The organism is Pseudomonas sp. YuFO8 (assembly GCF_035065025.1).
GTDB classification, from domain to species: Bacteria; Pseudomonadota; Gammaproteobacteria; order Pseudomonadales; family Pseudomonadaceae; genus Aquipseudomonas; species Aquipseudomonas putida_AE.
Genome location: NZ_JAXDEQ010000050.1, coordinates 1 through 26484 on the forward strand (window position 1 = coordinate 1; position 26484 = coordinate 26484).

The window sequence follows — 26484 nt, forward strand, 5'->3', positions numbered from 1 at the left end:
CTGGCGATTCGGTGGTGGCCGTTATGCCGCCATCGCTGGCAAGCCAGCTCCTACAGGTCTTGGGCTGCAGGCGGATTGTTGGGTACGACACAAATCCGTAGGAGCCGGCTTGCTGGCGATGCGGTAGTGGCCGTTATGCCGCCATCGCGGCAAGTCAGACGGGGCCGGTCAAGCCGTATGGCCACCCAGGTTTTCGGTAACCCAGTCGGCGATGTACTGACCCGCGTTGATACTGTTGTCAAAGCTCGAATGCTGCACACCACCTTCGCGTTCGGTAAAGATCTTCAGTTCACGTTTGGGGCTGTTGACCAGTTGCTCGTAAGTACGTTGTGCCCACTTCAGCGGGATCTGCGAATCCTTTTCACCGTGGGTCACCAGGAACGGCACCTTGATCCGATCCAGCACGCCGTCCAGGTGGACGTTTTCGGCAATGGCCATGAACTCCTCCATATCTTTTGCACCCCACACCCACTGCACGTGCGCCCAATAGTGCGGTACGGGGAAGCTGCCTTCTTTTTCCAGGCGACGCTTTTGCACATCGCGCCAGTCATGGTTCGCCCCCCACACCACACCGCAGGCAAACCGTGGCTCGAAGGCCACGGCGCGCGGGCAGTAATAGCCGCCGAGGGAAACACCCTCCAGGCCGATACGCTTGGCATCCACGTCGCTGCGGGTTTCCAGCCAGTCGACCACGCGGCTGGCCCAGTGCTCGCTGTCGTAGCGGGCAATCAGATTGTGCAGGCGCAGTGCTTCACCGGTGCCGGGCTGGTCGATGATCAACGACGAGACGCCGCGTTTTGCCAGCCAGGCCGGCAGGCCGACGCGGTATTTCATTTCCTTGGTCGAATCCAGTCCGTTGACCTGCACCAGGATCGGCGCCGGGCCGCTCACACCTTCGGCACGCACCAGCAAGCCGGAAATATGTTTGCCCTCGTAGGGGATTTCAACGCGCTCGCAGTTCTCCCGCGACAGTTCGATACCGCGTTTGAAAGTCTGCAAAAAACGCTGGTACAACTCGGTACGGCCCGGCGCGCCATGGGCCTGCAAGCGTTCGCAGGTCAGGTAATAGGTGGCGGCACGGTTGTATTTCTCACCGGCGGACAGCAGCCGGCCATTGCCTTCGTCTTCCTCGGCCAGGCCGCAGAGTTTGTCGGCCATCTTTGCCCAGGTTTCGCGAAACGCCTTGGTGCCAGCGGCGTCGGGCTGCTGGGCGGCTTCCTGCAGTGGCGCGCACATCTCTTCGATTTCGCCGATGCGGGCGCCCATCTCGATGGCCAGGTTGACTGAGAGATTCCACACGTAATTGGTCGGGAAATAACGGAACATGATTGTTGTTGTCCTTGTGGTTGCCTTGAGCGTTCAAGGCACGTTAAGGACGCCCCGGCTAATTGACCAATCGTGACTCGGGATGCGAGGTATCGCGAGCGGCGATAGGATCCTGTTCCAGGTGCTGGATGAATTCGCTGATGCGCTCGCGCAGCCAGCGGTGCATCGGGTCACCGTCCACGCTGCGGTGCCAGAGCATGACTTCGCGCATGACCGGAATCTTCACCGGCGGATTGAGGATGCGCAGCGGCAGGTGCTGGGCATACAACCGAGCCAGGCGCTGGTGCATGGTGGCGATGCGTTGGGTGCCGACGACCAGTTGCGGCAGGGTGTTGAAGTCGTTGGTGATCACTTCGATGCGGCGGTTGAAACCGTACTGGTTCATGAACCACTCTTCGATGCTCAAGTGCCGGGTGCGACCAAAACCGACGGAAACGTGGCCCATGTCCATGTACTGCTCAAGGGTCAGGCTGTCGCCGACCTGGGTATTGCCAGCCCACACCACGCAGACGTGTTCTTCCTCGAACAGCAGCTTGTGGGGATGGCCGTCGATGATGTAGCGCTCAGGCACGATCATCAGGTCGACCTCGCCGCGAATCAGCAACTCGCCGGAGTTGTCGCCGGGGCCGAGCATCTCGAACGTGATGTTCGGCGCTTCCTGATGGATCTTCTGGATCACCTGGGCAAACAGCACGCTGATCAGGTAATCCGAGGTCACCAGGCGGAAGTGGCGCTTGCTGGTGGTGGGGTCGAACACCGGCTTGGCGGTGATCGAGGATTGAATCGTCAGCAGCACTTCGCGGATCGGTTTGGCCAGCTCCTGGGCGTAGGGCGTGGGCTGCATCTTGCGCCCCACCTGCACCAGCAGTTCGTCTTCGAAATAGCTGCGCAGACGCCCGAGCACGCCACTGGTTGCGGACTGCGTCATGTGCAGGCGTTCGGCGGCACGGGTGATGTTCTGCTCTTCGAGCAATACATCGAGTGCCACCAGGAGATTGAGATCCAGGTGGTTGAAACGCATCAGGCATGTCCGCTGTTGTATTTATTTTCACGATACATTCCGGTGAATTGATCGTCCCGTCAACCCCGTCTTCACGCCTTCATCCTGCGCCTTCAGGTATCGCGTTTGCCGATAGGTCGCATCCCCACTCGCGATTAGTCAGCTGCCAAACCGCACGTCACTCTTCGCCGCAGTCGGACCTCTGGCCGACACCACCACCGGATTCCATGCGCAGCTGAACGGCCTGGTCGAGCAGTCTCCGGATCATAATTTCAATGGAGTGGTAAGCCATGAACATCATTGGCCTTGATGCCCTGATCTTTGGCGTCGATGACATCCAAGCCTGTACCGATTGCCTGCGTGACTACGGCCTTGCGCCGGTTGACGTCGACAGCGATGGCGGGCGTTTTGAAGCACTCGACGGCACGGCCGTGATCATCCGCCGTGCGGACGATCCGACCCTGCCAGCGGCCATCGGCCCGGCGCCGTCGATTCGCGAAACCGTCTACGGCGTTGCCAGCGTGGCGGACCTCGACGCCATCGAGGACGAGTTGGCGCGGGATCGCCAGGTCTCCCGGGAGAACGGCGTGCTGCACAGCGTTGACGACATGGGCTTCGCGATCGCTTTCCAGGTCACCGTGCGCAAGGCGTACGACGCCCCGGACGACTTGACCAACGCCGCCGGCCATGCGCCGCAGCGCCCGCTGAACCAGCCTGGCATCACCCTCGACATGAGCGCGGTGCCCCGCACCTTGTCCCACGTGGTGTATTTCGTCCCCGACGCGGCCAAGGCCGAAGCGTTCTACGCCGAGCGGCTGGGCTTTCGGACCACCGACACCTTCATCGGCGCCGGGCCGTTCATGCGCCCGGCGGGTTCCGATGACCACCACTGTCTGTTCATGATCCAGACCCCACCGCACATGAAGGGCTGCGAGCACTTCACCTTTCACATGGGCAGCGGCACCGAAGTGCTGTTGGCCGGCACGCGTTTCGAGCAAAAGGGCTGGACCAGTTTCTGGGGCCCGGGCCGTCACCTCTTTGGCTCCAACTGGTTCTGGTACTTCAACAGTCCACTGGGTTGCCACATTGAATACGACGCCGACATGGACAAGCACGATGACGCCTGGGAGGCCCGTCGTGCGCCATTGTCGGCGGATAACTCGCAGCTGTTCCTGTTCAATTCGAAGGCGAAATGGGCACCCGGCGGCCCGCCACCCAAACAGGGTTGAACACGGGGGGCTGCCATGAGCCAACGGGATTTTTACCTGTGCCTGATTGACGAACTGGTGGAAGGGCAGGCGCGCGGATTCGATCCATTGCAGCGCGGCAAAGACAGTGTCTTTGCCTTGGTGCACGACGGCCAGGTGCGGATTTATCGCAACAGTTGCCCGCATCTGGACGTACGCCTGGAGTACCGCAAGGACCGTTTTTTATCCGCCGACGGCCAGTTGATCGTCTGTTACGCCCACGGTGCGCAGTTTCTGCCGAGTACCGGCGAATGCGTCTACGGCCCCTGTCTGGGCCAGAAGCTGGAGGCGCTGGCGTGGCGGGTGGAGGAGGGCTGGCTGGTGCTGCAAATGCCCGGCATTGAATGCGCGTCTCCCCGTTTTGAGGTATCGCGTTTGCAGATACATCGCATCCCTACTCGCGATTAGTCAAATCCCTGCTTTGCCGGGAAGCTGGACCCAACGACGCAGTGCCCGACGCTGCATCGAATCACAAGAATAACAAGTGAGAAAACCATGAGTGCAGTGAACAAAGTTCTGATCGTGGGCGGTGGCATTGGTGGTTTGTGCGCGGCCATCGCACTGCGGCGCAAGGGCATTGAGGTCGATCTGATCGAGCTCAAGTCAGAGTGGACGGTGTACGGCGTCGGGATCATCCAGCAAAGCAACGTGGTCCGCGAGATGGCCAAGCTGGGTGTGCTGGATGGGTATCTCGATGCGGCGTATGCCTTTGAAGACGTCGCCATCTATGGCCCGGCCGGCCAGCAACTGGCGCGCATCCCGGGACAACGACTGGCAGGGCCTGCGTACCCGGCCAACGTCGGCATTTCACGCCTGGCGCTGCACAAGGTCCTCAGCGAAACGGCGCTGGAACTGGGCGCGCAGGTACGCCTGGGTCTCAGCGTGGAGTCCTTGAACGACACGGGCGACAGCGTCGATGTGCTGTTCACCGATGGCACTGGCGCTGTGTACGACCTGGTGGTCGGCGCCGACGGTCTGTTCTCCAGGGTTCGCGACTTGATCTTCGGCGACACCTACACCCCGCGTTTCACCGGCCAGTCGGTGTGGCGCTACAACTTCCCGCGTGACCCGCAGATCGATCACCTCGCCAACTACCAGAGTGCCGAAGGCAACGCCGGCCTGGTGCCGCTGGCCGGTGACCTGATGTACCTGTTCCTCACGTCCCACGAACCGTCCAACCCATGGATGGACCCGGCGACGCTGGCCGAGCAGATGCGCCAGCGCCTGCAGGGTTTCACCGGCCTCATCGGCGAACTGCGTGAGCAAATCACCGACAGCAGCCAGGTGGTCTACAAGCCGATGGAAGTGGTCTTCGTCGACGAGTCCTGGTACCGCGGCCGCGTCCTGCTGATCGGCGACGCCGCCCACGCGACCACGCCGCACCTCGGCCAGGGCGCCGGCATGGCGATTGAAGATGCCATCGTGCTCAGCGAAGAACTGACCCGCGACGGCAGCGTCGAGCAACAGCTGCAGCGCTTCATGGCGCGCCGTTTCGAGCGCTGCAAGTTCATCAGCGAAAGCTCGGTGCTGGCCGGCGACAAGGAAATGCAGCACGACCGTGAGTTCGACCGCATCGGCCTGGTCAAGCAGATGCTCGCGCTGACGGCCGAGCCCATCTGATTCACCCACAGCAGTTACCACTATAAAAACAAGAGGTTAACGCGATGGTTAGTTCCACGACTGCGACGCCTGCGCGCCGCCCGGTCAGCACGTCTGCACCCTTTGGTTTCACCCTGGCCGCGGCCTTGGTGCTGTGCAGCCAGGCGGCCCATGCCTTTTCGGTGGATACCGGCAATCCGGATTTCAACCTGCGTTGGGATAACACCGTGAAATACAGCGCCGCCTGGCGCACGCAGAATCCGAGCAGCAAACTGAGTGAGGGCCAGGTGGCACTCAACCAGGACGACGGCGACCGGGCCTTCAAGAAGGGCCTGATCTCCAACCGCACGGACATCCTTTCCGAGCTGGACATGTCGTTCAAGGACGTCGGCGCGCGCCTCAGTGGCGCCGCCTGGTACGACACCGAATACCAGCAGGACAACGATAACGACGACCCGGCACGGGCCAACGCCCGTTCCGTGGCCTACGACGAGTTCACCGACGACACCCGCCATGTGCATGGCGGTAAAGGCGAATTGCTCGATGCGTTCGTGTACTGGAACGGCGCGCTGGCCGACCACGCCACGTCCGTGCGTGCCGGTCGCCACGGCTTGATCTGGGGCGAGAGCCTGTTCTTCGGGGCCAACGGCATTGCCGGTGGCATGGCGCCGGTCGACGTGGTGAAAGCGCAGTCGGTACCCAACACCCAGTTCAAGGAAATCACCCGCCCGGTCAATCAGCTGTCGGGCACCTTCCAACTGACCGACGACGTGTCCCTCGGCGCCTTCTACCAGCTGGAATGGGAAGAGACCCGCCTGCCCGGTGCCGGCAGTTACTTCTCCACCAGCGACACCATTGGTGAAGGCAACGAACGCCTGATCGTGGGTGCGCCGTTTCCTCCGTTCCTCGGTGGCAATCCCGCCAGCCCGGCGGCGTTCTTCCATGGCAATGACAAGGAAGCGAAAAGTTCGGGGCAGGGCGGCCTGCAGTTGAAGTACAGCGCGGAAACGGTCGAGTACGGCCTGTACGCGATCCAGTACCACGACAAGACCCCCAAGCTGTACCTCAAGCCGTCCACCGGCACACCGAACTTCAGTACCGGCCAGATCGGCGAGTACTACTGGGTGTACCCGGAAGACATTCGCGCCTTTGGTGCCAGTTTCTCCACCACCGTCGATGAGTACAGCTTCGCCGGTGAAGCCTCGATGCGCTGGAACATGCCGCTGGTTTCCAACGGCCAGACCGTCCTGCCCGGCGTGGTAGCCGACAACGATGACGACGCCCTCTACGCGGTTGGCCGTACCGCCCACGTCAACCTCAACGTGCTGGCTTCGTTCGGGCCGAACTTCCTGGCCAGGGAATCGGGGCTGGTCGGTGAGATCGCCTGGAACCGCCTGCTCAGCGTCACCAAAAACCGTGCCGCCCTCGACCCCAATGCCACCGACGACGGCCTCGGCTTCAAGGTGGTCTACACCCCGACCTACCGCCAGTTCTTCTCCGGCATCGACATCAGTATCCCGGTCGGCCTCAGCTACTTCCCCCTGGGCAAATCGGCGGTGGTCAGCTCCTTCGGCCCGGACAACGGCGGCGACATGAACATCGGCATCACCGCCACCTACCTGGATCGCGTCACCGCCGGCCTGACCTACACGCATTACTACGGCGCCGAGGACACCAACCTCAACGCCGCCAGCCAGTTCAATTACAAGCAATCGCTGAAAGACCGGGACTACCTGGCTTTCTCCGTCAAGACCACGTTTTAAGAGGACTTGCGCATGACCCACAACAAGAAAACCGCAGCCTTCACCCTCAAGGCCCTGGGCTTTGCACTGCTCGGTAGCCTGGCTCTGTGCAGCCAGCTGACGCTGGCGGCGACAGCGGAAGATGCCGCCAAACTGTCGAAAAACCTCACGCCTTTCGGCGCCGAGCGCGCCGGCAATGCCGACGGCTCCATCCCCGCCTGGGACGGTGGCTACACCAAGGTCGATCCTTCGTACAAGGAAGGCGGCAAGCGTTCCGATCCGTTCGCCGCGGACAAGCCGCTGTTCAGCATCACCTCGAAAAACCTCGCGCAATACGCCGGCAAACTCAGCGATGGCACCAAGGAAATGTTCAAGCGTTTCCCGGACTCCTATCGCATCGACGTCTACCCGACCCGGCGCACCGCCGCCGCGCCGCAGTGGGTGTATGACAACACCCTGAAAAACGCCACCCGCGCCAAACTGGTCGACAGCAGCGCCGGCCCCGTGCCCGAAGGCGCCTTTGGCGGCATCCCGTTCCCGATCCCGCAGAACGGTGCCGAAGCCATGTGGAACCACGTGCTCAACTGGCGCGGCACCTCGGTGTCGATGCATTTCCGTCACTACCTGATGACCGCCGATGGCAAGCAGGTCATGACCACCGACGGCCAGGCCATCCAGGAGATGCCGTATTACTACAAGGAAGGCACGCCTGAGTCGTTTGCCGGTGACTACTGGCTGTTCCGCCTGCTCAACGTCGGGCCACCGTTGCGTGCCGGCGAGCAGATCATGGGCCGCACCAACATCAACGGCGACCTGTCCCAGGCCCACGTTTACCTGACCGGGCAACGTCGTGTGCGCAAGCTGCCGAATGCCTGCTGCGATACGCCGACACCGGCGACCGCCGGGGTGATGTCGTTCGACGAATTGAGCGTGTTCCAGGGCCGCATGGACCGCTTCAACTGGAAGCTGGTGGGCAAGCAGGAGATGTACATCCCCTACAACACCAACAAAGTGCAAGCCGCCGCCAAACCTGAAGACCTGTTCCTGCCCCACCACATGAACCCCGATTACGTGCGTTGGGAATTGCACCGGGTCTGGGTGGTCGAGGCCGACCTGGCACCGGGCAAGCGTCATCAGTTGCCGAAGGGCCGTTACTACCTCGATGAAGACACCTGGCAAGCCATGCTGGGCGACCGCTGGGACGCCAACGGCCAACTGGCCAAGACCCTGTGGTCGTTGCCGGCGGTGATGCCGGATCTGCCCGCGCAAGCGCAATTGTCCTCGGGCTTCTACGACCTGACCTCCGGCGCCTGGTTCATCCAGAACGTCTACACCGGCCTGCCTGAGCAGTACGGCATGGTGGATCGCTACAGGGCCTCCGAGTTCTCGCCGGCGGCGATGGCGGGTGCCGGGGTTCGCTGAGTCAGACCGGATCACGGCTAGCCCGGCGTGATCCGGTTTCAAACGGTTTTTCGAGGTTGGTATGAACAGATTCTGTCAGGTGGTTGGTCGACTGATGTGGCTTGTGGCGCTGCCTCTGGCATTGCCGTTGAGCCTGGTGCAGGCCGCCGCGGTGGGCGATGCGCTCTCTACGCCGGCCATGCAGGCGCCGCAAGCCAAGTCCGCGGTGCTGCTGGACCTGGCCCGTGCGGGTGCGCGGCTGGTGGCGGTGGGGGAGCGGGGTATCGTGCTGCTGTCCGATGACAACGGCATGAGTTGGCGGCAGGCCGAGGTGCCGGTTTCGGTCAGCCTGACGTCGGTGCAATTTATCGATGCCAACACAGGCTGGGCCGTGGGTCATGGCGGTGTTGTGCTGGCCTCTCGTGACGGGGGCGAGCACTGGACCATGCAGCTGGACGGCCTGCGTGCGGCACAACTTGAGCTGGACGCCGCCAAAGCGCAATTGCCTTCGGCCAGCGACCAGGATGCCGCCGCCGCGCGGGTGCAAACGGCTGAACGGCTGGCCGGCGAGGGTGCCGACAAGCCGTTTCTCGCCCTGCAGTTCGTCGATGCCCGACATGGCCTGATCGTGGGAGCGTACGGCCTGGCCTTTCGCACCGACGACGGCGGCACCACCTGGCAATCCGTCATGGGGCAAATCGATAACCCGATGGGCGCGCACTTGTCTGCCATCGCGCAACAGGGAACGCACTGGTTCCTGGCCGGCGAGCAGGGTTACCTCGCTCGCTCGAACGATGCCGGCCAGTCATTCACCCAGCTGCAAAGCCCTTACGCGGGGAGTTTTTTCACCCTGCAAATGCGCGATGACGGTGTGCTGCTGGTGGCTGGCTTGAAGGGCAACGCGTTTGCCTCCAGCGACCTGGGCGAGAGCTTCCAGCCCGCGCCGGTGACTATGCCGGTGTCGTTCAGCGATGCGATCCGCACCGATGACGGCCAGTTGCTGCTGGTCAACCAGAGCGGCGCCCTGTTTCGCACCAACAGCCAGCCCGGCGCATTGCTCAAGCCCTATGGCAAACCGCTCGACAAGCCCGTTGCCAGTGTTGTCCAGGCCGCCGACGGCAGCCTGACGCTGGCGGGTTTCACCGGGTTGACGCGCATCTCGCCGTCAATCGCTACCGCTTCGGAGTGAGGTTATGAAGTCTTTCGACAACGCCACGGCCAGCCTGGCGAATTTCGATCCGCGCTCCGGTTCGGTGGTGGAACGCACGCTGTTCAACCACCGCCTGTGGGTGCTGCTGGTGTGTGTGCTGACCACCCTGGTGCTCGGCTATCAAGCCACCCGTATCGAGCTTAACGCCAGCTTTGAAAAGATGATCCCCACGCAGCAACCGTACATTGCCAACTACCTTGAGCACCAGAAACAGCTCACCGGCCTGGGCAATGCCTTGCGCATCGTGGTCGCCAACCGTCACGGCGATATCTACGACGCCGAATACCTGAAAACCCTGCAGGCCCTGAGCGACCAACTCTACCTGCTACCAGGCGTCGACCGCGCGTACATGAAGTCGCTGTGGACACCAGCCACCCGCTGGGTCGCCGTGACCGAAGACGGCCTCGACGGCGGCCCGGTGATCCCGGACGACTACAGCGGCAGCGCCGCCAACCTCGACGCACTGCGGCGCAATGTGCAGCGCTCCAATGAACTCGGGCAACTGGTGGCGTTCGACCAGACCTCGAGCATCATCTACGTGCCGTTGCTGGCCGCCACCACCGACGGCAAGCCGCTGGATTACGCGGTGCTTTCTGAACAGCTGGAGACCCTGCGCAGCACTTATCAAAACGCCAACATCGACATTCACATCACCGGTTTCGCGAAAAAAGTCGGCGACCTGATTGCCGGCCTGAAGCAGATCCTGCTGTTCTTTGCCGTCGCGATCCTGATCACCACCGCCGTGCTCTACTGGTACACCCGCTGCCTGCGCAGCACCGTGCTGGTGGTGCTGTGCTCGCTGGTGGCGGTGGTCTGGCAGCTCGGTTTGCTGCCCTTGCTGGACTACCAACTGGACCCGTACTCGGTGCTGGTGCCGTTCCTGGTGTTTGCCATCGGCATGAGCCACGGCGCGCAGAAAATGAACGGCATCATGCAGGACATCGGCCGGGGCATGCACCGGGTGGTGGCGGCGCGATTCACTTTCCGCCGGCTGTTCCTCGCCGGCCTCACGGCGCTGCTGTGCGATGCCGTGGGTTTTGCGGTGCTGATGCTGATCAAGATCCAGGTCATTCAAGACCTCGCGGTGATCGCCAGCATCGGCGTGGCAGTGTTGATCTTCACCAACCTGATCCTGCTGCCGGTGTTGCTCTCCTATGTCGGCGTGACACCGCGCGCGGCGCAACTGAGCCTGAAGAGCGAACAGGCCGAACAAAGCGGTCAGACGCGCCATGCCTTCTGGCGTTTTCTCGACCTGTTCACCCATCGTCGCTGGGCCAGCCTGTGCATCGCCATCAGCCTGGCGCTGGCGGCGCTGGGTTTTGTGGTCAGCCTGCAACTGAAAATCGGCGACCTCGACGCCGGTGCGCCGGAGCTGCGTGCGGACTCGCGCTACAACCAGGACGATGCCTACCTGACCCGTCATTACGGCGCCAGCAGCGACCTGTTCGCGGTGATGGTGAAAACCCCGGCCAGCAGCTGTGCGCGCTATGACATCCTGGCCAAGGTCGATGCCCTGGACTGGCAGCTGCGCGCCTTGCCGGGGGTGGACTCGACCAACTCGCTGGCGTTGCTCAACCGGCGCATGCTGGTCGGCCTCAGTGAAGGCAACCCCAAGTGGTACGAGCTGCAGAACAACCAAGCGATGCTCAACATGATCACCGCCAGTGCACCGCGCGGCTTGTACAACGAAGACTGCAGCCTGCTGACCCTGTACGCCTACCTCACCGACCACAAGGCCGAGACGCTGACCCGCCTGGTCGAGCACGTGGAAAAATTCGCCGCGGCGAATAATACCGACGAGGTGCAATTCCTCCTGGCCGCGGGTAACGCCGGCATCGAGGCGGCGACCAATATCGTGGTCAAGCAGGCCAACCGCGAGATGCTCGTCTGGGTCTACGGCGCAGTGATCCTGCTGTGCCTGATCACCTTCCGCTCCTGGCGCGCGACGTTGTGTGCGGTGATCCCTTTAATGCTGACGTCCATCCTCTGCGAAGCCTTGATGGTCTGGCTGAACATCGGTGTGAAAGTCGCCACGCTGCCGGTCATCGCCCTGGGCGTCGGCATCGGCGTCGACTATGCGCTGTACGTGATGAGCATCCTCCTGGGCCATCTGCGCCAGGGAGCGAGCCTGTCCGAAGCCTATTACCGCGCCCTGGTGTCCACCGGCAAGGTGGTGATGCTGACCGGCATCACCCTGGCCATCGGTGTCGCGACCTGGACGTTTTCACCGATCAAGTTCCAGGCCGACATGGGCGTGCTGCTGGCCTTCATGTTCGTCTGGAACATGGTTGGCGCCTTGGTATTGCTGCCTGCGCTGGCGTACTTCCTGCTGCCCGCGCGTAGCGAGGCGCAGGGGCCAGTGACGGTGCGTAATGTCGCGGGTTCCGAGACGGCGGTGGTAGCCAACGTTCCACACCTGCGCATCAAGGAGCAGTGCCATGGTCGCTAACGCCTTTGTAGAAAACTCCACCCTAAAGGCCGGATGGGCGCAGTCGCTGTTGTTGCTGCTGGGCAGTTGTCTGCCGGTGCTGGGCGCGGTACTGCTGGCCCCGGTACTGCCGCGGATGCAGGCGCATTTCGCCGACGTGCCCGGCAGCAGCGTACTGGTGCCTGTGGTGTTGACCTTGCCGGCCTTGGTGATTGCCCTGCTGGCGCCGTTCGCCGGGCTGATCGCCGATCGCCTGGGGCGCAAGCCGTTGCTGCTGGCCAGCATGTCGCTGTACGTGCTCTGCGGCGTGCTGCCGCTGTGGCTCGACTCGCTGCCGGCGATCGTGCTCAGCCGTGCTGGCATCGGTTTGGCCGAGGCGGGCATCATGACCTGCTGCACCACGCTGATGGGCGACTACTACAGCGGCGCCCGGCGTGAGCGCCTGTTTGCCTTGCAGATGGTCGCCACCTCGTTGTCGGCGGCGGTGTTTATCGCGCTGGGTGGCTTCCTCGGGCAAAACGACTGGCGCACGCCCTTTGCGCTGTACGCCGTGGGCCTGGTTTTCCTGCCGCTGATGGCCTGGAAACTGTGGGAGCCACAGGCCGCTGCGCAACCCGGACCAACCACCCAGCCGCTGCCCGCCGGCCAGTTTCCGTGGCGCGCGCTCACGCCCCTGTATGGGCTGTCGCTGTTGGCGGGTTTGAGCCTGTTTATCGTACCGGTGCAGGCCGGATACCTGCTCAACCTGCTGCACGTGGATGCCCCGCAACAGATCGGTATGACCATGGGCGCCAATCAACTGGGCGTGCTCATTGGCGCGTTGAGTTTTCGCCTGTTCAGCGGGATGCGTGGGCAGCACATGCTGCTGATCGCCTACGTGCTGGCGGGCAGCGGCGGGTTGCTGATGGCGGACGCCTTGACCCATGTGCAGGTCGTGGTCGCCGTGACCATCAATGGCCTGGGCATTGGCCTGATGCTGCCGACGTTGATTACCTGGATCATGGCGCAAATCAATTTTCATCAACGCGGGCGGGCGGCCGGGTGTTTTACCGCGGCCATCTTCGCCGGCGAATTCATCAGCCCCCTGGTGGTGCTCGGCGTGACCGGTGGCGTCGTCACTGCGCTACCCCATGCGTTGGCCATTGTCGGTGGCCTGCAACTGTTGGTGGCGGTGTTCTGCCTGGCCGTACCTCGGCTCGATGGCCTGTTGCCCCACGCGAATGTTGTTGTCGGTGGCACCACCACCGGCGACGGAAAGTGAACGAGGATTTCCCATGCAAACGCTTCCTGAATTCAAACGAGTGGTCACCGGGCACGATGAACATGGCCGGGCCATCGTCGCCAGCAACGGGCCGACGCCGAACGTGTTCCCGCTGGCGTCGGTACCGGGCACGGTGTTTCATGAACTGTGGAACAGCAGCACCAGCCCGGCGTTGCTCGACAACGCCAGTGATCCCAGCAGCAAACCCCTGCAACTGAGCCCCGGCCCCCTGGGTAGCGTGATTCGGGTGGTGGATATTCCACCGGACAGCGTGCAGGACCAGGTCAGCGCTGAAAGTGCCGCGGCAGTGTTCGCCGAAATTGGCCAATCCCACGCTGGCACGGGCAAAGCCGACTCCCGGCACAAGTTGATGCACCGCACCGAAACCCTCGACTACGGCATCGTCACCGAGGGTGAAGTGTGGCTGGTACTGGACGAGGAAGAAGTGCACCTCAAGCGCGGCGACGTCGTGGTGCAACGCGGCACCAACCATGCCTGGAGCAACCGCACCGAAGCGATGGCGCGCATGGTCTTCATCCTGCTCGACGGACGCTTCGCGGCTGAGTTGAGCCTTGCCCAAGGAGCATCCGCATGAAACTCGCCACCCTGAAAAACGCCAGTCGTGATGGACAGCTCGTCGTGGTCTCGCGGGATCTCGCCTGGGCACTGGACGCCAGTTCCGTGGCGCCGACCTTGCAGCAGGCCATCGAGAACTGGAGCAGCGTCGAGCCGCGCTTGCAGGCGCTGTCGAGTGAGTTGAATGCGGGCACAGCGGCAAACGCTTTCGCATTCGACCCCGCCCAAGCCATGGCGCCGTTGCCCCGCGCTTATCAGTGGTGCGACGGCTCCGCTTTCCTCAGCCACGGTGCGCTGATGCAGAAAGCGTTCAACCTCGACCCCATCGACGGCGTCGAGCACACACCGTTGATGTACCAGGGCGCCGGTGACGATTTCATCGGCCCGCGCGACGACATCGCGTTGCCGAGCGAGAGCCAGGGCATCGACTTCGAAGGCGAATTCGTCGTGCTGGTGGATGAGGTGTCGATGGGCTGCGACGCGCAACAGGCGCTGCAGCACATCAAGCTGATCCTGCAAATCAACGACGTCAGCTTGCGCGCCCTGGCCCCCCGGGAAATGCGCACGGGCTTCGGGTTCCTGCAGGCCAAACCCTCGTCCAGCTTCGCCCCGCTGGCCATTACCCCGGACGAATTGGGTGACGCCTGGCGCGACGGTCGCGTGCACCTGCCGTTGCAGGTGCACTGGAATGGCCAATGGTTCGGTCAGCCCCACGGCGGACAGATGAATTTCAACTTTGGCCAGTTGATCGCCCATGCCGCGCTGACTCGCCGGTTGGGTGCTGGCACGTTGATCGGCTCCGGCACCGTGTCGAATGCCGAACGCAGTGCCGGGTCGGCCTGCATCGCCGAGCGTCGCGCCATCGAGATGATCGAGCAGGGCGCCGCGCAAACCGGCTTCATGCGCTTTGGCGACCGCGTGCACATGGACGTCCTGGATAACGATGGCCAGTCGTTGTTCGGCGCGATCGATCAACGTGTCGTTCAGGCCCAGGGCTGAGGGGCGCTCTATGCGAGTGTTGATTACCGGAGCCAATGGTTTTGTCGGACGAGAGCTGGTGCGTTGCCTGCTGGCGCGGGGCAGTTTGCGCGGCCAGCACATTGGTTCGTTGTTGGTGCTGGACAGGGACTTGCAGGGTTTGCCGGATGACGCCCGTCTGCGCCGTCATTTCGGCAGCGTGACCGATCCCGCACTGATGCGCCGGGTGTTGGCCGACGGCATCGACGTGGTGTTCCATCTGGTCAGCATTCCCGGAGGCGCGGCTGAAGAGCAGTACGAACTGGGCTATCAGGTCAACCTGCTGGCCAGCCTGGAACTGCTCAACCAACTGCGCAACAAAAGCCAGCCACCGGTCCTGGTGTACGCCAGCAGCGTCGCGGTGTACGGCGGTCATCTGCCGGAACGCATGAGCGAGGCCGCCGAGTTGCGCCCGCAATTGTCCTATGGCACGCACAAGGCCATGGTCGAAAGCGCGGTGAGCGACCTGGCCCGGCGCGGTGATGTCGACGGTCGTGCGTTGCGCCTGCCGGGCATCGTCGCCCGGCCCCGTGAGCCCAATGGCTTGCGGTCGGCGTTCATGAGCGACCTGATGCGCGCGTTTGCCGAGGGTGAAGCCTATCAATGCCCGGTCTCGCCAGAGGCGACGGCCTGGTGGATGTCGGCGCGCTGCTGTGTGAACAACCTGATCCACGCGGCCGAGCTCGATGGCGCCGTGCTCGGGGCTCAGCGGGTCTGGCAATTGCCGGTGTTGCAGTTGTCCATCGCCCAGGTGATCGACGCACTGGCCGAGCGTTATGGACAGGAGCGCCGCAGGCTGATCAGTTTTTCCCCCGACGCCGGGCTGGAAGCCTTGTTCGGGCGCATGCCCCCCCTGAAAACCCCACAAGCCCGTGCCGCCGGCTTCAGCCATGACCGCAATGCTGCCGCGCTGGTGCGCAATGCCCTTAACCCCGCGGCCCCCCGACACCTGCCGCTGACCGGAGAGACCTTTCATGTCACAGCCAACCAAGCCTAAACGTCGTCTCGTCGACCTCTCGGTCACCCTCGACAACAACCCCTACACCGATCCGCCACCGTTGCTGCCGAAGATCGATTACATGGATCACCAGCAAGGCTGGCCGGAAATGGCGGCGATGTTCCCCGGCTTGCAGCTCGAACAGATGCCGGGCAATGAATCCTGGGCCGCCGAACGACTGCATATCACCACCCACAGCGGCACGCACATGGACGCGCCCTGGCATTACGCCTCGACCACCGATGGCGGTCAGCCGGCCTTTGGCATCGATGAGTTGCCGCTGGATTGGTGCCTGCAACCGGGGGTGAAGCTGGACTTTCGGCACATGGCGGACGGTCATGTGGTGACCGCCGACGAGATCGAAGCGGAGCTGGCGCGTATCGGCCACGTGTTGCGGCCGCTGGATATCGTGCTGATCAACACCCGTGCCGGCGCGTTGTTCGGCCAGCCGGGTTATCTGGATGCCGGCGTCGGCATCGGCCGTGAAGCCACGATGTACCTGCTGGAGCGTGGGGTACGGGTGGTCGGTACCGATGCCTGGAGCTGGGACGCGCCCTTCAAGTACACCCGCGAGCGTTTTGCCGCCGACGGCGATGCCTCGATCATCTGGGAAGGGCACAAGGCCGGGCGCGATATCGGTTATGGGCAAATGGAAAAGCTCGCCAACCTGGAATCCTTGCCGGCCAATGGATTTCTGGTGTCGTGTTTCCCCTACAAGATCAAGCATGCTTCGGCGGGGTTTGTTCGCGCGGTGGCGATCTTCGAAGAGTAAGCCGCGCTGGAATCCCTCCTCGATCAACACAATAAGAGAGAACACATGCCTCTTTTGCGTCTGCCTCAAACCTTACTGACGGCCGTGCTGGCAGTGAGTAGCAGCCTGGCCATGGCGGCCAGCGCCGACTCGGCAAAGCCCAATATCCTGCTGATCGTGGCCGATGACCTGGGGTATTCCGACCTGGGCAGCTATGGCGGCGAAATCAATACGCCCACCCTGGATCAACTGGCCAGGGATGGTTTGCAGTTCACCAACCTGTACGCCGCGCCGACCTGTTCGATCACCCGCTCGATGCTGATGTCCGGCACGGACAACCACCTCGCCGGACTCGGCACCATGGCGGAAGCCTTGCAACCCTTTCAACGGGGCAAGCCGGGTTACGAGGGCTATCTGAACCAGCGTTCCTATTCGATCGCCGAACTGCTGAAACAGGGCGGCTACAGCACCCTCATGGTCGGCAAATGGCACCTGGGTCTGGAGACGGACCAGGGACCGGATCAGCGCGGCTTCGAGCAGTCGTTTACCTTGCTGGAGGGCGGTTCGTCGCACTTCAAACCCGCCAGTGTCGACCCGGCCAGGATCGAACAAGTGCACTATCGGGAAAACGGCAAGGCCGTGGAGTTGCCGGAGAATTTCTATTCCTCGGATTTCTACACCGACAAACTGATCAGCTACCTGCAAAACAGCCAGAAGGACGGCAAGCCGTTTTTCGCCTACGCGGCGTTCACCTCGCCGCACTGGCCGCTGCAAGCACCGAAGGTGTACCTGGACAAGTACAAAGGTCGGTTTAACCAGGGCTATGACAGCGTACGCCTGGCGCGGATCGAACGGATGAAAAAACTCGGCCTGATGGCGGGCGATGCCCAACCGGCGAAGCCGCTACCGGTGAATCCCAAGCTGCCGGGCTGGGAGCAACTGAGCCCTGAGCAGCAAAAGGTCGAGGCGCGGAAGATGGAAATCTACGCCGCCATGGTCGACAACCTCGACCATAACATTGGCCGCCTGGTTGATTACCTGCGGCAAAGTGGACAGTACGACAACACGCTGATCGTGTTCATGTCGGACAACGGCGCGGCAGGGGAGAACCACGCCCAGTTCTATCCACCGGGCCCACACACCGACAATAGCTATGCCAACCTCGGGCAGAAGGGTTCGCAGATCGACTATGGCCTGCGCTGGGCTGAAGTCAGCGCGGCACCTTTCCACCTGTTCAAAGGCACCACCGCAGAAGGCGGCATCAGCGTGCCGGCGATCGTTCAACTGCCCAAGTCACTGCGTCGCCAGGGTGTGGAACGCGGGGTTGCGCGGGTGGATGACCTGGCGCCGACCTTCCTCGAGCTGGCGGGTATCGAAGCGCCAACGGACGCAGGTAAACACCCGATTACCGGCAAATCCATGCTGCCGATGCTTGCCGGCAAGGGCAGCCCGCACATTGACGATAGCCTGGCCGGCGAGCTGTTTGGCAATGCCTATTACCGCGAGGGAAACCTGAAACTGCTAGGCATGCGCCCCCAAGCAGGTTTTGGCGATAACGCGCAGCCGCCGCAATGGCAATTGTTCGATCTGGCCCAGGATCGCGGCGAAACCACCGACCTGGCGGCCGCCCAACCCGAGACGGTGCAACGGCTCAAGGCTGCCTGGTTGAAGTATGCCGAGCGGGTCGGCGTGGTGTTCCCACCGCATTGACCGGGTTGCCCTCATGCACCCGTACGGATGCATGAGGGCAGACGCTTTTCCTGACGGTCAGCCAAGCTGTTGCAAAACGGCACGCTGAAAACCTACTCGGGCTACCCCCCCACGGTATGCCGACCACCAACGCCGACTTGCTCGCTTTCGTCAGGAGTCAAGTAGCTGCAGGGGCAGATGCACACATCTGTAGGAGCCGGCTTGCCGGCGAAGGCGGTGGGTCAGGCGATGGAGATGTTGGCTGTGCCGGCCTCTTCGCTGGCAAGCCAGCTCCTACAGTTTTGTCGGGTGTTGCCGGGATTTGCGTCTGGCGGTGATCCCTTGTAGGAGCCGGCTTGCCGGCGAAGGCGGTGTGTCAGATGAAGGAGATGTTAGCTGTGCCGGCCTCTTCGCTGGCAAGCCAGCTCCTACAGTTTTGTCGGGTGTTGCCGGGAATTGAGTCTGGCGGTGATCCCCTGTAGGAGCCGGCTTGCCGGCGAAGGCGGTGTGTCAGATGAAGGAGATGTTGGCTGTGCCGGCCTCTTCGCTGGCAAGCCAGCTCACAGGTTTGTTGGCCCACTCACGGGCGGCCGAATACGCACTGGTACCCAGGCCGGTGACGCGCTGGGTGGCGCTGTAGATGCTTGGGGTCAGGGCATAGAGCCCGGCGACGCAGCCGTTCACAAAGATGCCGATCAGCAGGACCAGGGCGAAGGCCAGGTTCAGGTGGGTGGTGAATTTCACGAAGATTGCCAGCAGTACCGCGTTGATCACCAGGTAAGCCATCAGTACCCGGGACAGACGAAAGCGTGCCGCCAGCAGGCCGATCAGCGAAGTGCCGAGAATGCCGCCGACGTTGAGCAGCACGCCGCCAGTGATTCCCTGCGTATTCGACAGGCCGGCCGACACCAGCAGCCTCGGCGTCCAGCTCATGACGAAGTAGAAGCCGAACATCACCAGGAAGAAGGCGCACCAGACGAGCAAGGTCGAGCGCAGCAGGGCTGGCGAGAACAGTTCTGCAAAGGTCGCCCGTAGCGGTTTCCTGGCGTCCTGCAACACCTCGGGCAAACGCTCGAGCGAGGTGATCGCCACGCGTTTGAGCAGGATATTGATACGTTCCAGCGCACGCCGGGGTTGGCGAGACAGCAGGAAAGCCAGGGACTCGGGCAACCAGAATGCAAGGATGGGCAGGGTCAGCAGCGTCGCTACGCCACCGTAAAAGAACACCGAACGCCAGCCCAGGGACGGGATGATCTGCGCGGCGATGAGGCCGCCGATCGTGGCGCCCAGTGCATAGGCCGTGGATTGCAGGCTGATGGCCAGGCTGCGCCACTTCTTGTTGGCGTACTCCCCGGCGATGACGTAGCTGCTGGCCAGGATGCCACCGATGCCAAGTCCGGTGATCAGGCGCAATACGGCGAGCATTTCCGGTGAGGTTGCCCTGGATGACGCCAGCATGCCGAGGCCGGCAATGCCGACACACAGCAGGATCAACGGCCGTCGCCCGATGCGGTCGGCCCAGGGCGCGATAAACAGCGAGCCAATCGCCATGCCGACCAGCCCGGCGCTGAGCAGGTAGCCGAGGTGAGTGCCGCTCAGGCCCCAGTCGGCGGAAATGGAAGCGGCGGTGAACGCCATCACCAATACATCGAAGCCATCGAGCATGTTGATCAGAAAGCAGAGCGCAATCACGCCCCACTGGAAGCTGAGCATGGGTTTTTCGTCCAGCTGTTGCCCAATCGACTGGCTCATGGCGTCAGGCTCGAGGCTGTGGGTAGGCAGTAGGTGTGAACGACGGGCAGCCGAAACCACCCCGCCAAAGCAGGGATTGCAGTGAGTACATGTCGATACCTTCTTGTTTTTGTGGGTCAGTGGAGCATGCAAGGGCCCGGAAAATGCGCACGCACTCTTAATCGGTACGCGTGCGCTGGGTACTTCAGGAAGTGGATTGGCGCAGTTGCTCGATGATGCGGCGGGCGCGATTGGCACCGGCATCGACATGGATGTCGATCATCGGGCGCACGCCAAACCGGCACATGTTCCGGTACTGGTCTTCGATCACCACCTTGTCCTCATCGAAGGTCAATATCGTTTGCTCAACCACCTTGGCCTTGATGGCTTCCGGATCGCTTTCGGGGTTGGTGGCAATGGTCCAGAAGTAGTGACTGGTGGTTGCAGTCTCGGGTGTGACCCCGTGGAATCCGCGCATATGGAAACCACCGCGATCGGGGTTGTCCAGGTCCTCGGTGCCGGCATTTACCGCTCCGGTCCAGATGCGCAGATGGCTGACGTGAAATTCGATTTCCTGCCAGCGGTCCACGGTGCCTTTGAACGGGTAGGCGGCCGTGTACGTGGGCGGTGGAACGGAGTCCGGCATGTGGCGCACGACCCGCACCACATCGCCTTCACTTTCCACACTCATCCGCGCATTCATGTGGATGCTGGCGTTGCCGCCGATGGTGCGCAGGTGGACATAACCCAGATGGCTCAAGTCCATCAGGTTGTCGTGAATCAGCTGGTAAGGCGCGTCGTAGTGGTAAACGTTGCCGTCGAACAGGTACTTGCCGCTGCTGTGGACAGGGTAGGTCGGCGGCTCGCAGGTCGGCTCCGATTGTGACTCGCTGCCAAACCAGATCCAGACGATCTGGTCCTGCTCACGCACGTGGTAGGCGGGTACTTTGGCCTTGCTCGGAATCTTGTCCTGGCCAGGGATCTCGACGCATTTTCCGCGTTCATCGTACAGCAGGCCATGGTAGCCGCAACGAATGCCGGATTCTTCGAGTGTGCCGCTCGATAATGGCAGTGCCCTGTGGCAGCAGCGGTCTTCCAGCGCGGCGACCTCGCCACTGGGTTTGCGAAACAGCACGACAGGCTTGTTGAGCAGCGTGCGGCCCACGGGTTTGTCCTTCAACTCCCAACCCAGCGCAGCGACGTACCACTGGTTCAGGGGAAAGTCAGGCAAGGCCGGCGCTGCAATTTCTTCGGCAAGCGACTGGATGTTCATGGGTGTTCTCCAGGTTTCATGTTGTTGTTCGATTCAGAGATCCAGCACCAGGCGCGATGATCTGGCGCGAGAGCAGCAGGGGGTAAAGCGGTCGTTGGCGGCCTGTTCAGCCACTGTCAGAAACTGGTCCCGGTGCTCGGGTATGCCCTTCAGAACCCGGGTTACGCAGGTACCGCAGACGCCTTGCTCGCAGGATGACTCGATCTCGATACCGGCCTCGTCCAGCACTTCGAACACCGTACGTTCGGCAGGAATCTGAAAGACCCGGCCGCTGCGTGCCAGCTCGACTTCGAAGGGGGCATTGGCGCTTTGATCGACAGGTTCTGCGGCGAAGAACTCTTTGTGTACGCGGTCCTGCGACCAGCCCGCGTTCTGCGCAGCGTCGAGTATGTAGTTCATGAAACCGCCCGGTCCGCACACATAAAGGTGGGTGCCGGCGTCGGGTGTGGCGAGCAAGGCGGGTGCATCCAGCTTCTGGATGGGCGAGCCGCTGTCGTCGTGAAGCTTGATGCGATCGGCGAAAGGCGTCTGCGCCAGCAGCGCAACGAACGCCGCGCGGTCGCTGGATCGAAAGCAGTAATGCAACTCGAAGTCGGCGCCCTGGTGCGAAAGCTCATAGGCCATGGCCAGCATGGGCGTGATGCCGATGCCACCGCCAAACAGCAGGTGTCGGCGGGCTGAGTGCTCCAGCGGGAAAAGGTTGCGCGGAGCACTGATGGTCAGCGTTTGCCCTGACCGTATCTGCTCGTGCATGGCTTTGGAGCCGCCACGGGAGTTCGGGTCCTTGAGCACGCTGATCAGGTAGCGATGGCGCTCCTTCGGATCGTTGCACAAGGAGTACTGCCGGGTGAGGCCGTCGGCAATGTGAACGTCGATGTGGGCACCGGCTTCGAACACCGGTAGCGTGCTGCCGTCCGCGGCACATAATTCGAAACTGCAGATGCCTTCGGCTTCGTCGGCTTTGCGGGTGACGTTGACTTGAAGCATGACTTGTCCCTCCACACTGAAGTGGCTGCTGAAAAAAAACCTGGGTTAGAGCATTGGCCAGGGAGGCAGGTCAGCCGGGCGCTGGTGCGTGGAGGACGATCGTTTGCTTGGGCAACGCGAAGGCGATGAGAGTGAAGGGGTTCATGACCAGGACCTGATAATTATTTTTATGAGTCAGGGCGACGGCCTATCATGCGAATCATCGCCCGTGACGTTCGGTAGGGAAATCCTCCGATTATTTAGTTGCGGTGTCAACTAATATTCCAAGACCCGCCGATCCAAGGTGTTTGCTCAATGTCCGCAGAATCCCAGCTGAACCTGACGCGTTACGTCCCTGCACTGCTGAATTTCCTGTCCAACAAGCTCTCCTCGGGGGCGTCGCAGTGCTATCGCAAGCATTTCGGCATCGGTGTGGTCGAGTGGCGAATGCTCTCGATGCTCGCCGTGGAAAACGACATCACCGCCAATCGAATCTGTCAGACGATCGGCCTCGACAAGAGTGCGGTCAGCCGTTCACTGCAATCGCTGGAAGTGGCCGGGCACATTTGCAGCCAGGTCGATTCCAAGGATGCACGGCGCTACACCGTCAGCCTGACTGACAGTGGCAAAGCGCTGCATGAGCGGGTGCTCAAGGTTGCACTGGAACGCGAACGGCGGTTGCTCAGTGGGCTCTCAGCCTCGGAAGTGGACACGTTGATCGAGTTGCTGGGCCGCCTGCATGCCCAGGTCGCCAACGTGAACGATTACGATCCAGTCGACGCTTGAGTCCGCGTGAACGAATAGCGTTCTCTGGAAAAAACAAACTGTTTCCTTTGGCGATCGGAGGAGGGACTGAGTCGGGTCTATTGCGGTAGTTTGGCAATCACCTTGATCTCGAAGTCGAAGCCGGACAGCCAGGTCACGCCGATAGCGGTCGCCGTCGGGTAGGGCGCTTCGCCCCAGTACTCGGCCGCTACCTTCCAGATGGTTTCGAATGTCGAGTCGGGCTCGACCATGAAGATGGTCGTGTCGACCACATCCTCGAAACTACTGCCGGCCTCGGCCAGGATCGCGTTGAGATTGGTGAAGGCCAGGCGCACCTGCGCCGCGAGGTCCGGCTCGGCCGAGCCATCCTTGCGGCTGCCGACCTGACCGGATACGAACAGAAAACCGTTGGAGCGAATCGCCGGCGAGTAGCGGTGCAGTTCGTACAGTGCATGGCGATCAGGCGGGAAAACGACATCACGTTTAATGGTCATTGCATAGCTCCTTCGGGGCCATCGTGGCCCGTTGCTGATGATGGAACTACTGTAGAAAGTCGGCCGACCTGGATAAACAAGCAACTCTGGTCATGACTGTTTGTAGAATCCAAACTATCCAGACCCGAGTGAGGCGTGAAATGGACCGTTTCGATGCGATGCAGGCCTTCGCCCGAGTGGTGGAAACCGGCAGCTTCACCAAGGCGGCAGCCACCCTGCACATGAGCAAGACCAGCGTGACGCAGCTCGTCCAGCAACTGGAAGCGCGGCTGCGCGTGCGCCTGCTCAACCGCACCACACGCAAGGTCAACGTCACCGCCGATGGCGCGGCCTACTACGAGCGCGTCACCCGGCTGCTGGCCGATATGGACGACGCCGAGACCAGCCTGTCCAGCGCGTCGATGACACCGCGCGGGCGGCTGCGGGTGGATGTGCCCAGTCCGCTGGCGCGAATGCTGCTGATACCTGCCTTGCCCGGGTTCTTTGCACGCTACCCGGAAATCCAGCTGACCGTGGGCGTGAGCGATCGAATCGTCGACATCATCGGCGAAAACGTCGACTGCGTGTTGCGTGGCGGCGAGATCACCGATCAGTCCCTGGTGGCAAGGCATGTGGGCGATCTGCAACTCGGTATCTATGCCGCGCCGGGCTACCTGCAGCGCTGCGGTACGCCGACGCACCCACGTGAGCTGGAGGAGGGCGGGCACAGTACCGTCGGCTTTCTCTGGTTTCGTACAGGCAAAGCCTTGCCCTACGCGATGCAGCGGGGCGAGGAACGCATCGAGGCCCAGGGCCGCCCGCAGCTGACGGTCGACGACGGCAATGCCTACCTCGCCGCAGGTCTGGCGGGTCTGGGCATGCTCTGGCTACCGCAGTACATGGCCAAACCGCACGTGGTCAGCGGCGAGCTGCTGCCACTGTTTGAGGACTGGCACATGGCACCGATGCCGATGTACCTGGCATTCCCGCCCAATCGCCATGTCAGCGCCAAGGTGCGGGTATTCATCGACTGGGTGATGGAATTGATGGCCGAGCATGCGCCGGTGGATGGACGGGGTTGAGGGTGGAGGGGGCTTTTGGCCCTATGCAGGCTTTCAGGCTCATCAAGTGGCCACCTCTGTCCAGCTCAAGGTGGCTGTCTCACGCCATGTCACGTCACTGATCCCGTATTTCTCGGCTTGAGGCCTGGAGACGACTTTAAGCGGCGGCCTTCCCGGTTTGAAAATCAGGTTCCTTGACCCATTCCTTCAAAATCGCGACATGGCGCTTCTGGGGGCGCTGGTTTTTCCGCGCGATGTAGAGAGCGTTTGCGTTGTGTAAGTTTTGCTCAGCGAAGGATCGAGCGACGACTGGTGAAGTAAATGCCCGAGTGGCAGTACGCCGTGCCGCTCGTCGAATTTGAAGAATCTTTAGAAAATTTTCTCAGGCCCATCACCTTCAGATGAAATGGCCACCGTACCAACCGATCAGAGTGAAACCATCGTGCCGAAAATCCTGACCTCTCACATCGATCAAACCGAGCTGAGCGAGCACAACGCAAAGATGTTTGGCTCGCCCAAAGAGCGCTTGGATTTCTACCGAAGGGAGATTCAGTACGAGACCAGTATCCTCGCCAATCGGACGGACGCTTACCTGGCCGCACAGTCGTTTCTGGTGATTGCCTTTGCTTCCTGCATGGCCAATCTGAACCCCGAGTGGGGCAAGCTGTTCACGTTGGTGGTACCCCCGTTTCTGGCATTGTTTGGCGTGCTCAGTTCCCTGAATGCCTGGCCCGGCATTCGCGCGGCCTATGACATTATCGATCACTGGTATTTCAAGCAGAGCGAGCTGCTGCGCAGTGAGCCGCTGATGGGATTGGCCTACGACGAATCCCCTTTGTTTTCCGAACGAGAGTCCACGCATAAAGGCTACCGCAAAGCCTTGTTGTTTTCGGTGCGTACGCCATGGATCTTTACCACATTCTGGATACTGCTCGGGGCCTGGTCGATCTTCATTCAAGTTTCAAACCCAGGCGCCTGAGCGGGGAAGATTTCAATGCTCAAGATCATCAGTGCCCACGACTTGAAGATCGACCTGGACAGCGCCAATGAAAGGCCCCAAAACCGTCGAGGGTGTTATTCCTGCCATTGAGATCCATGAGGCAGGCCAGGGGGGGAATCCATGACAACACACAAGTTGACCATTCAAGATTTGCAGTTGAACGTTTCAATCCGCGGCCAAGGTTCACCGCTGCTCTTGCTCAACGGCCTGGGTGGTTTGATCCGTACCTTCGATCCCCTGCGCGATGAACTGGTGGGCTACAGGACCATTACGCTGGATGTGCCCGGGGTCGGAAAATCGCAAACGCCCCGCAGGCCGATGCGTCTGCCGCGCCATGCCGACCTGATCGCCGAGATGCTCAAGCAATTGGGGATCGAACAGGTCGATGTGTTCGGTGTGAGTTGGGGCGGTGCATTGGCGCAGGAATTCGCCCTGCGTTACCCGGGCATGGTGCGTCGGCTGATCCTTGCCGCGACCTCCGCCGGCCCGGCGATGCTGGTGAAGCCCGCCGATATCCTGGATTTTTTTCGCAGTAGCAAACGTGTCAAACCGGGCAAGCAGGAAGGCTCGAGCAATTCGCTACAGACGCTGCTGCGCTTCGGTGTGGTGAACGGCATGCTCACGGCCAACCCGCGGACCTATTACCACCAGCTAGCCGCCCTGATCGGCTGGACCAGCCTGCTGCGGCTGTTCCGTCTGCGCCAGCGCACGCTGATCCTCACCGGCGAACGCGACACCCTGGTACGGCTGTACAACGCGCACATCCTGCGCCGCGCCATCCGCCGTGCCGAATTGTACGTCCTGCAGGGCGAGGGGCATTTTTTCGTGGTGACCAGCGCCAGGCGAACCGCCGAAGCGATACGCGAATTCCTCAGCCAGCAGCACGACGATGAAGAGCCTGCGCTGATGATCGCCAACGGCATGTACAAGCCACGCCTGCAGCCATCCGAGCGCAATTGATTGCGATGCCG

At 61.9% G+C, this 26484-nt stretch carries 23 protein-coding genes and 1 pseudogene; 18 read left to right on the forward strand and 6 right to left on the reverse strand.

Annotated features, from left to right (window positions below):
* Nucleotides 1-168: 168 nt before the first annotated feature.
* Together SOP95_RS27885 and SOP95_RS27890 are read right to left on the reverse strand one after the other, a co-directional pair.
* A complete protein-coding gene (locus tag SOP95_RS27885) occupies nt 169-1326 on the reverse strand; it encodes an alpha/beta hydrolase family protein (protein ID WP_274077845.1) in 1158 nt (385 codons plus the stop codon).
* A gap of 58 nt (nt 1327-1384) precedes the next feature.
* Nucleotides 1385-2347, reverse strand: a complete 963-nt coding sequence (locus SOP95_RS27890) for a LysR family transcriptional regulator (protein WP_274077844.1) — start codon at nt 2345-2347, stop codon at nt 1385-1387.
* 269 nt (nt 2348-2616) lie between these two features.
* On the opposite strand from SOP95_RS27890, the gene SOP95_RS27895 reads away from it, so the two are divergent.
* From SOP95_RS27895 to SOP95_RS32300, 14 genes and pseudogenes are all read left to right on the forward strand, one after another.
* Nucleotides 2617-3555, forward strand: a complete 939-nt coding sequence (locus tag SOP95_RS27895) for a VOC family protein (protein ID WP_274077843.1) — start codon at nt 2617-2619, stop codon at nt 3553-3555.
* A gap of 15 nt (nt 3556-3570) precedes the next feature.
* Nucleotides 3571-3981, forward strand: a complete 411-nt coding sequence (locus SOP95_RS27900; protein WP_323609044.1) for a Rieske (2Fe-2S) protein — start codon at nt 3571-3573, stop codon at nt 3979-3981.
* An 87-nt stretch (nt 3982-4068) separates the two neighbouring features.
* Nucleotides 4069-5193 (forward strand): FAD-dependent oxidoreductase, encoded by a 1125-nt coding sequence (locus SOP95_RS27905; protein ID WP_323609046.1) that lies wholly within the window; start codon nt 4069-4071, stop codon nt 5191-5193.
* 44 nt (nt 5194-5237) lie between these two features.
* A complete protein-coding gene (locus SOP95_RS27910; RefSeq protein ID WP_323609047.1) occupies nt 5238-6935 on the forward strand; it encodes a DUF1302 domain-containing protein in 1698 nt (565 codons plus the stop codon).
* 12 nt (nt 6936-6947) lie between these two features.
* Nucleotides 6948-8336 carry a DUF1329 domain-containing protein gene (locus SOP95_RS27915; protein WP_274077839.1) on the forward strand — a complete coding sequence of 463 codons (1389 nt, stop codon included), beginning with the start codon at nt 6948-6950 and terminating at the stop codon, nt 8334-8336.
* A gap of 61 nt (nt 8337-8397) precedes the next feature.
* On the forward strand, nt 8398-9504 hold the full coding sequence (locus tag SOP95_RS27920; RefSeq protein WP_323609048.1) for a WD40/YVTN/BNR-like repeat-containing protein: 1107 nt from the start codon (nt 8398-8400) through the stop codon (nt 9502-9504).
* Between the two features lie 4 nt (nt 9505-9508).
* Nucleotides 9509-11974, forward strand: coding sequence for an efflux RND transporter permease subunit (locus SOP95_RS27925; RefSeq protein ID WP_323609049.1), 2466 nt, complete (start codon nt 9509-9511; stop codon nt 11972-11974).
* On the forward strand, nt 11964-13214 hold the full coding sequence (locus tag SOP95_RS27930) for an MFS transporter (protein WP_323609050.1): 1251 nt from the start codon (nt 11964-11966) through the stop codon (nt 13212-13214). The genes SOP95_RS27925 and SOP95_RS27930 overlap by 11 nt, the downstream gene beginning before the upstream one ends.
* A gap of 13 nt (nt 13215-13227) precedes the next feature.
* Nucleotides 13228-13809 (forward strand): cupin domain-containing protein, encoded by a 582-nt coding sequence (locus SOP95_RS27935; RefSeq protein WP_323609051.1) that lies wholly within the window; start codon nt 13228-13230, stop codon nt 13807-13809.
* A complete protein-coding gene (locus SOP95_RS27940; protein ID WP_323609052.1) occupies nt 13806-14789 on the forward strand; it encodes a fumarylacetoacetate hydrolase family protein in 984 nt (327 codons plus the stop codon). The genes SOP95_RS27935 and SOP95_RS27940 overlap by 4 nt, the downstream gene beginning before the upstream one ends.
* A gap of 10 nt (nt 14790-14799) precedes the next feature.
* Nucleotides 14800-15804, forward strand: a complete 1005-nt coding sequence (locus SOP95_RS27945) for an NAD-dependent epimerase/dehydratase family protein (protein ID WP_274077833.1) — start codon at nt 14800-14802, stop codon at nt 15802-15804.
* A complete protein-coding gene (locus tag SOP95_RS27950; RefSeq protein ID WP_323609053.1) occupies nt 15782-16576 on the forward strand; it encodes a cyclase family protein in 795 nt (264 codons plus the stop codon). Before SOP95_RS27945 ends, SOP95_RS27950 begins: the two co-directional genes overlap by 23 nt.
* Nucleotides 16577-16621: 45 nt before the next feature.
* On the forward strand, nt 16622-18265 hold the full coding sequence (locus SOP95_RS27955) for an arylsulfatase (protein ID WP_323609054.1): 1644 nt from the start codon (nt 16622-16624) through the stop codon (nt 18263-18265).
* A gap of 57 nt (nt 18266-18322) precedes the next feature.
* Nucleotides 18323-18420: pseudogene (locus SOP95_RS32300) on the forward strand (alpha/beta fold hydrolase); the annotation flags it as partial.
* 334 nt (nt 18421-18754) lie between these two features.
* On the opposite strand, the gene SOP95_RS27960 reads toward SOP95_RS32300, so the two are convergent.
* From SOP95_RS27960 to SOP95_RS27970, 3 genes are all read right to left on the reverse strand, one after another.
* On the reverse strand, nt 18755-19996 hold the full coding sequence (locus SOP95_RS27960) for an MFS transporter (RefSeq protein ID WP_323609055.1): 1242 nt from the start codon (nt 19994-19996) through the stop codon (nt 18755-18757).
* Nucleotides 19997-20180: 184 nt separating this feature from the next.
* Complete coding sequence (locus tag SOP95_RS27965) at nt 20181-21248, reverse strand: aromatic ring-hydroxylating dioxygenase subunit alpha (protein ID WP_323609056.1); 1068 nt, start codon at nt 21246-21248, stop codon at nt 20181-20183.
* A gap of 33 nt (nt 21249-21281) precedes the next feature.
* Entirely contained in the window at nt 21282-22235 is a 954-nt protein-coding gene (locus tag SOP95_RS27970) for a PDR/VanB family oxidoreductase (protein ID WP_323609057.1), read from the reverse strand.
* A gap of 294 nt (nt 22236-22529) precedes the next feature.
* Here SOP95_RS27970 and SOP95_RS27975 point away from each other — a divergent pair, with 294 nt between their 5' ends.
* Nucleotides 22530-23000 (forward strand): MarR family winged helix-turn-helix transcriptional regulator, encoded by a 471-nt coding sequence (locus tag SOP95_RS27975; protein ID WP_274077828.1) that lies wholly within the window; start codon nt 22530-22532, stop codon nt 22998-23000.
* 77 nt (nt 23001-23077) lie between these two features.
* Here the strand turns inward: SOP95_RS27975 and SOP95_RS27980 are convergent, their stop codons facing one another.
* Entirely contained in the window at nt 23078-23473 is a 396-nt protein-coding gene (locus SOP95_RS27980) for a RidA family protein (protein ID WP_323609058.1), read from the reverse strand.
* A 140-nt stretch (nt 23474-23613) separates the two neighbouring features.
* On the opposite strand from SOP95_RS27980, the gene SOP95_RS27985 reads away from it, so the two are divergent.
* The 3 genes from SOP95_RS27985 to SOP95_RS27995 all read left to right on the forward strand — a co-directional run bounded on the left by SOP95_RS27985 (nt 23614) and on the right by SOP95_RS27995 (nt 26473).
* Complete coding sequence (locus SOP95_RS27985; protein WP_274077826.1) at nt 23614-24534, forward strand: LysR family transcriptional regulator; 921 nt, start codon at nt 23614-23616, stop codon at nt 24532-24534.
* 421 nt (nt 24535-24955) lie between these two features.
* Complete coding sequence (locus SOP95_RS27990; protein WP_414920315.1) at nt 24956-25492, forward strand: hypothetical protein; 537 nt, start codon at nt 24956-24958, stop codon at nt 25490-25492.
* A gap of 141 nt (nt 25493-25633) precedes the next feature.
* The gene (locus SOP95_RS27995) at nt 25634-26473 is read left to right on the forward strand and encodes an alpha/beta fold hydrolase (protein ID WP_274077825.1); all 840 of its coding nucleotides are present in this window, start codon (nt 25634-25636) and stop codon (nt 26471-26473) included.
* Nucleotides 26474-26484: the final 11 nt, after the last annotated feature.

Bases quoted from the DNA above. Each gene is read 5' to 3' on its own strand.
- SOP95_RS27885 (WP_274077845.1), bottom strand. From the start codon at position 1,326: ATGTTCCGTTATTTCCCGACCAATTACGTGTGGAATCTCTCAGTCAAC.
- SOP95_RS27890 (WP_274077844.1), bottom strand. From the start codon at position 2,347: ATGCGTTTCAACCACCTGGATCTCAATCTCCTGGTGGCACTCGATGTA.
- SOP95_RS27895 (WP_274077843.1), top strand. From the start codon at position 2,617: ATGAACATCATTGGCCTTGATGCCCTGATCTTTGGCGTCGATGACATC.
- SOP95_RS27900 (WP_323609044.1), top strand. From the start codon at position 3,571: ATGAGCCAACGGGATTTTTACCTGTGCCTGATTGACGAACTGGTGGAA.
- SOP95_RS27905 (WP_323609046.1), top strand. From the start codon at position 4,069: ATGAGTGCAGTGAACAAAGTTCTGATCGTGGGCGGTGGCATTGGTGGT.
- SOP95_RS27910 (WP_323609047.1), top strand. From the start codon at position 5,238: ATGGTTAGTTCCACGACTGCGACGCCTGCGCGCCGCCCGGTCAGCACG.
- SOP95_RS27915 (WP_274077839.1), top strand. From the start codon at position 6,948: ATGACCCACAACAAGAAAACCGCAGCCTTCACCCTCAAGGCCCTGGGC.
- SOP95_RS27920 (WP_323609048.1), top strand. From the start codon at position 8,398: ATGAACAGATTCTGTCAGGTGGTTGGTCGACTGATGTGGCTTGTGGCG.
- SOP95_RS27925 (WP_323609049.1), top strand. From the start codon at position 9,509: ATGAAGTCTTTCGACAACGCCACGGCCAGCCTGGCGAATTTCGATCCG.
- SOP95_RS27930 (WP_323609050.1), top strand. From the start codon at position 11,964: ATGGTCGCTAACGCCTTTGTAGAAAACTCCACCCTAAAGGCCGGATGG.
- SOP95_RS27935 (WP_323609051.1), top strand. From the start codon at position 13,228: ATGCAAACGCTTCCTGAATTCAAACGAGTGGTCACCGGGCACGATGAA.
- SOP95_RS27940 (WP_323609052.1), top strand. From the start codon at position 13,806: ATGAAACTCGCCACCCTGAAAAACGCCAGTCGTGATGGACAGCTCGTC.
- SOP95_RS27945 (WP_274077833.1), top strand. From the start codon at position 14,800: ATGCGAGTGTTGATTACCGGAGCCAATGGTTTTGTCGGACGAGAGCTG.
- SOP95_RS27950 (WP_323609053.1), top strand. From the start codon at position 15,782: ATGTCACAGCCAACCAAGCCTAAACGTCGTCTCGTCGACCTCTCGGTC.
- SOP95_RS27955 (WP_323609054.1), top strand. From the start codon at position 16,622: ATGCCTCTTTTGCGTCTGCCTCAAACCTTACTGACGGCCGTGCTGGCA.
- SOP95_RS27960 (WP_323609055.1), bottom strand. From the start codon at position 19,996: ATGAGCCAGTCGATTGGGCAACAGCTGGACGAAAAACCCATGCTCAGC.
- SOP95_RS27965 (WP_323609056.1), bottom strand. From the start codon at position 21,248: ATGAACATCCAGTCGCTTGCCGAAGAAATTGCAGCGCCGGCCTTGCCT.
- SOP95_RS27970 (WP_323609057.1), bottom strand. From the start codon at position 22,235: ATGCTTCAAGTCAACGTCACCCGCAAAGCCGACGAAGCCGAAGGCATC.
- SOP95_RS27975 (WP_274077828.1), top strand. From the start codon at position 22,530: ATGTCCGCAGAATCCCAGCTGAACCTGACGCGTTACGTCCCTGCACTG.
- SOP95_RS27980 (WP_323609058.1), bottom strand. From the start codon at position 23,473: ATGACCATTAAACGTGATGTCGTTTTCCCGCCTGATCGCCATGCACTG.
- SOP95_RS27985 (WP_274077826.1), top strand. From the start codon at position 23,614: ATGGACCGTTTCGATGCGATGCAGGCCTTCGCCCGAGTGGTGGAAACC.
- SOP95_RS27995 (WP_274077825.1), top strand. From the start codon at position 25,634: ATGACAACACACAAGTTGACCATTCAAGATTTGCAGTTGAACGTTTCA.